The organism is Corallococcus exercitus (assembly GCF_003611585.1).
GTDB lineage: Bacteria > Myxococcota > Myxococcia > Myxococcales > Myxococcaceae > Corallococcus > Corallococcus exercitus.
In genome coordinates, this window is the sequence record NZ_RAVW01000583.1 from 1 (window position 1) to 4,638 (window position 4,638).

General features: G+C 71.2%; 1 protein-coding gene. It reads right to left on the reverse strand.

Translation table 11 applies throughout. The features are described 5' to 3' along the window. Positions 1-4,618: hypothetical protein (locus D7W79_RS39045; RefSeq protein WP_120530312.1), on the reverse strand; the 4,618-nt coding region annotated here is incomplete at its 3' end. Positions 4,619-4,638: the final 20 nt, after the last annotated feature.

Genomic DNA, 4,638 nt, shown 5'->3' on the forward strand with positions numbered 1-4,638 from the left:
GGGCGGGCTTGCCCTGTTCGGACAGGCGCTGCGCCTCGGCGGCGCGGGCCTCTTCGGCGAGGCGGGCGGCTTCGGCGGCACGGGCCTGTTCGGCGAGGCGGTGGAGTTCGGCCTGACGGGCTTCCTCTGCGAGGCGGGCTTCTTCGGCGAGCCGCCGTGCTTCGGCTTCGGCGTGAACGCGAGCTTCCTCGGCGAGGCGTGCGGCTTCGATTCGAGCGGCCTCTTCGGCGAGACGAGCCTCTTCCGCCAGCCGGGCTTCTTCCGCGAGTCGAGCCTCTTCAGCCAGCCGCGCTTCTTCCTCCGCACGCAGCCGGGCTTCTTCCGCGAGCCGCGCCTCTTCCGCGAGGCGAGCGTCTTCGATCGCGCGAAGACGGGCCTCTTCCGCGAGGCGAGCCTCTTCGGCCAGACGCTCTTCTTCAATCGCACGAAGCCGTGCTTCTTCGGCGAGGTGGGCCTCCTCAGCCAAACGGGCTTCCTCCTCTGCACGAAGGCGGGCCTCTTCAGCGAGCCGTGCCTCTTCAGCGAGCCGTGCCTCTTCAGCGAGGCGGGCCTCTTCTGCCAGGCGCGCCTCTTCTTCAGCGCGAAGGCGGGCCTCTTCGGCCAACCGCGCTTCCTCCTCCGCGCGAAGCCGGGCTTCTTCCGCGAGTCGGGCCTCCTCGGCCAGCCGAGCCTCTTCCGCGAGGCGAGCCTCTTCCTTCGCACGGAGCCGAGCCTCTTCCGCGAGGCGAGCCTCCTCGGCCAGCCGAGCCTCTTCCGCGAGGCGGGCCTCTTCCTCCGCACGGAGCCGAGCCTCTTCCGCGAGGCGAGCCTCCTCCGCCAGCCGTGCTTCTTCCGCGAGCCGCGCGGCTTCGGCTATGCGTGCTTCCTCCTCGGCACGAAGGCGAGCCTCTTCCGCCAGCCGGGCATCTTCTTCTGCACGAAGGCGAGCCTCTTCAGCGAGCCGAGCCTCCTCAAGCGCACGGAGTCGCTCTTCTTCTGCGAGTCGCGCCTCTTCCGCGAGTCGAGCCTCTTCAACCTCGCGGAGTCGCGCCTCTTCAGCGAGGCGAGCTTCTTCCTCGGCGCGAAGGCGAGCCTCTTCGGCCAGGCGTGCCTCTTCCGCCAGACGAGCCTCTTCTTCTGCGCGAAGTCGGGCCTCCTCTGCGAGACGCGCCTCCTCTTCAGCACGAAGCCGAGCCTCCTCCGCCAGCCGTGCTTCTTCGGCGAGGCTCGCCTCTTCAGCAAGGCGAGCCTCCTCGGCCAGCCGTGCTTCCTCAAGCGCGCGGAGGCGTTCTTCCTCGGCGAGTCGAGCCTCCTCGGCGAGTCGAGCCTCCTCGGCGAGTCGAGCCTCCTCGGCGAGTCGAGCCTCCTCGGCGAGACGAGCCTCCTCCTCAGCGCGGAGCCGTACCTCCTCAGCAAGCCGAGCTTCTTCAGCGAGCCGCGCTTCTTCCTCCGCGCGCAGCCGTGCCTCTTCTGCAAGACGGGCTTCTTCAGCGAGCCGAGTCTCCTCGGCCAGGCGCGCCTCTTCCTCTGCGCGAAGGCGAGCTTCTTCCGCGAGTCGAGCCTCTTCAGCCAGCCGCGCCTCTTCCGCGAGTCGAGCCTCTTCAGCGAGCCGAGCCGCCTCGGCCAGCCGCGCTTCTTCCTCCGCACGAAGCCGGGCTTCTTCCGCGAGCCGCGCCTCTTCCGCGAGGCGAGCCTCCTCTTCGGCACGAAGCCGGGCTTCTTCCGCGAGGCGGGCTTCTTCCGCCAAACGGGCTTCTTCCTCCGCACGAAGGCGTGCCTCTTCAGCAAGGCGGGCCTCCTCCGCAAACCGGGCTTCTTCCTCCGCACGAAGGCGTGCCTCTTCAGCAAGGCGGGCCTCCTCCGCAAACCGGGCTTCTTCCTCCGCACGAAGGCGGGCTTCTTCCGCGAGGCGAGCCTCTTCGGCCAGCCGCGCCTCTTCAGCGAGGCGCGCCTCTTCAGCGAGGCGCGCCTCTTCCTCCGCACGAAGCCGAGCCTCTTCGGCGAGCCGGGCCTTCTCGGCCAAGCGCGCTTCCTCTTCAGCGCGAAGCAGAGCCTCTTCGGCGAGCCGGGCCTCCTCGGCCAAGCGAGCCTCTTCCGCGAGGCGGGCCTCTTCGGCCAACCGCGCTTCCTCCTCCGCGCGAAGCCGGGCTTCTTCCGCGAGTCGGGCCTCCTCGGCCAGCCGGGCCTCCTCGATCGCCCGAAGCCGAGCCTCTTCCGCGAGCCGAGCCTCCTCCGCGAGCCGCGCTTCTTCGATGGCCCTTAGCCGAGCCTCCTCTGCGAGACGCGCCTCTTCCTCCGCGCGAAGGCGAGCCTCTTCGGCGAGACGGGCCTCTTCCGCAAGCCGTGCCTCTTCCGCGAGACGTTCGGCTTCAATGCGCGCCAGTTCCGCGAGCCGGGCCTCTTCAACGGCACGAAGCCGGGCCTCCTCGGCGAGGCGCGCTTCCTCCGCCTGTCGAGCTTCTTCGGCAAGGCGCTCCGCCTCAACTCGAGCGGCTTCCTCGGCGAGCCGGGCCTCTTCCGCAATCCGAGCCTCCTCCGCCAGCCGGGCTTCCTCTTCGGCGCGAAGGCGAGCCTCTTCCGCGAGGCGGGCCTCTTCCTCCGCACGCAGCCGTGCTTCTTCGGCGAGGCGTGCCTCCTCGGCCAGACGCGCCTCTTCAGCGAGCCGCGCCTCCTCCGCGCGAAGCCGAGCCTCTTCCGCGAGGCGTGCCTCCTCGGCAAGGCGTGCCTCTTCAATCGCGCGGAGTCGGGCCTCTTCCGCCAGGCGGGCCTCCTCCTCGGCACGAAGCCGGGCCTCTTCCGCGAGCCTTGCCTCTTCAGCCAGCCGCGCTTCTTCGATCGCCCGGAGCCGTGCCTCTTCCGCGAGCCGAGCATCTTCCTCGGCGCGAAGCCGCGCCTCCTCCGCTAGCCGGGCCTCTTCTGCGAGGCGAGCTTCTTCCTCAGCACGAAGCCGAGCCTCTTCGGCAAGCCGTGCCTCTTCCGCGAGACGTTCGGCCTCAATGCGCGCAAGCTCCGCGAGCCGCTCCTCCTCAGCGAGCCGCTCCGCTTCGATGCGTGCCAACTCCGCGAGCCGGGCCTCCTCCGCGAGGCGCTCCGCTTCGATGCGCGCCAATTCCGCAAGCCGAGCCTCTTCCGCGAGACGCTCGGCTTCGATGCGCGCAAGCTCAGCCAGTCGAGCTTCCTCAGTCAAACGCTCGGCTTCGATGCGCGCCAGTTCCGCAAGCCGTGCCTCTTCCGCCAATCGCTCAGCTTCAATGCGCGCAAGCTCAGCGAGCCGGGCCTCCTCAGCGAGTCGCTCCGCTTCGATGCGCGCAAGCTCCGCGAGTCGGGCCTCCTCAGCGAGCCGCTCAGCTTCAATGCGCGCCAGTTCCGCGAGCCGAGCCTCCTCAGCGAGCCGCTCCGCTTCGATGCGCGCCAGTTCCGCGAGCCGAGCCTCTTCCGCGAGGCGAGCCTCCTCTGCCAGCCGTGCCTCTTCAGCGAGCCGGGCCTCCTCAGCGAGCCGAGCCTCTTCGGCCAGACGCGCCTCTTCCGCGAGTCGGGCCTCCTCAGCGAGCCGAGCCTCCTCCGCCAGCCGTGCCTCTTCCGCGAGCCGGGCCTCCTCAGCGAGCCGAGCCTCCTCCGCCAGCCGTGCCTCTTCCGCCAGCCGCTCCGCTTCAATCCTCGCCAACTCCGCGAGCCGAGCCTCCTCCGCCAGCCGCTCCGCTTCGAGTCGCGCCTCCTCCTCCGCGCGAAGCCGTGCCTCCTCCGCCAGCCGTGCCTCTTCCAGCGCCCGGAGCCGAGCCTCCTCCGCCAACCGCTCCGCCTCGATGCGCGCCAGTTCCGCCAGCCGCGCCTCTTCAGCGAGCCTCGCCTCCTCCGCCAGCCGCTCCGCCTCCAGCCGCGCCAGCTCCGCGAGCCTCGCCTCCTCCGCGCGCCGCTCCGCCTCCTCGCGCCGGCGCGCCTCCTCGATGGCCCAGGCCTCCTCCTCCGCCTGCCGCAGCTCCTCCTCGCGCCGCAGCCGCTCGCGCTCCTCCCACTCCTCCACCGACAGGGCCTCGATGCGGCCCTCTCGCTCCAGCACTCGCAGTAGCGCCTGCTGTGCCCCCGTCAGCGCCTCTGGCTGCCGGAACGCTCCCAGCGTCTCCAACAACCCCCGCTCCGACGCATCCGTCAGCCACGGCTCGCACGCCGCCACTTCCGGGCAGCGGTAGACCCTCGCGGGCACGGCCTCACTCGGGGCCGGCTCCAGCGCCGCGCGCACCACCCGCACGCCCGCGATGGGCGCGAAGCCTCCCGCCGCCTCCACCGCCTCCGCCTCGAAGTCCGCGCGCTCCGCCAGCTCGCTCAGCCTTCGCACCTGCGCCAGCACCTGCTGCTCGTGCACCACCGCGGGCTTCAGCCCGCTGTCCTCCAGCAGCTCGTCGTCCGGCGCCGCCGCCCCACCCCGCGCCCACAGCGCGTCCAGGGCGTCCACGCCCAACAGCCCGTTCTGGAAGAGCGCCTGCGCCGGCGTCTGGTACCCGAAGCCCAGCCGCGCGCCCACGAGGTCGCCCTCGCGCAGCCATAGCGCGGACTCGCGTCCACCGGCGTGCAGCGTCAGCCGGCCGGTGGCTCGGGACTTGTGGGCGGCATACAGCGCTTCGGCGACCTGCGAGGCGGACATTCTGCCCCGGAGTGTAGCCC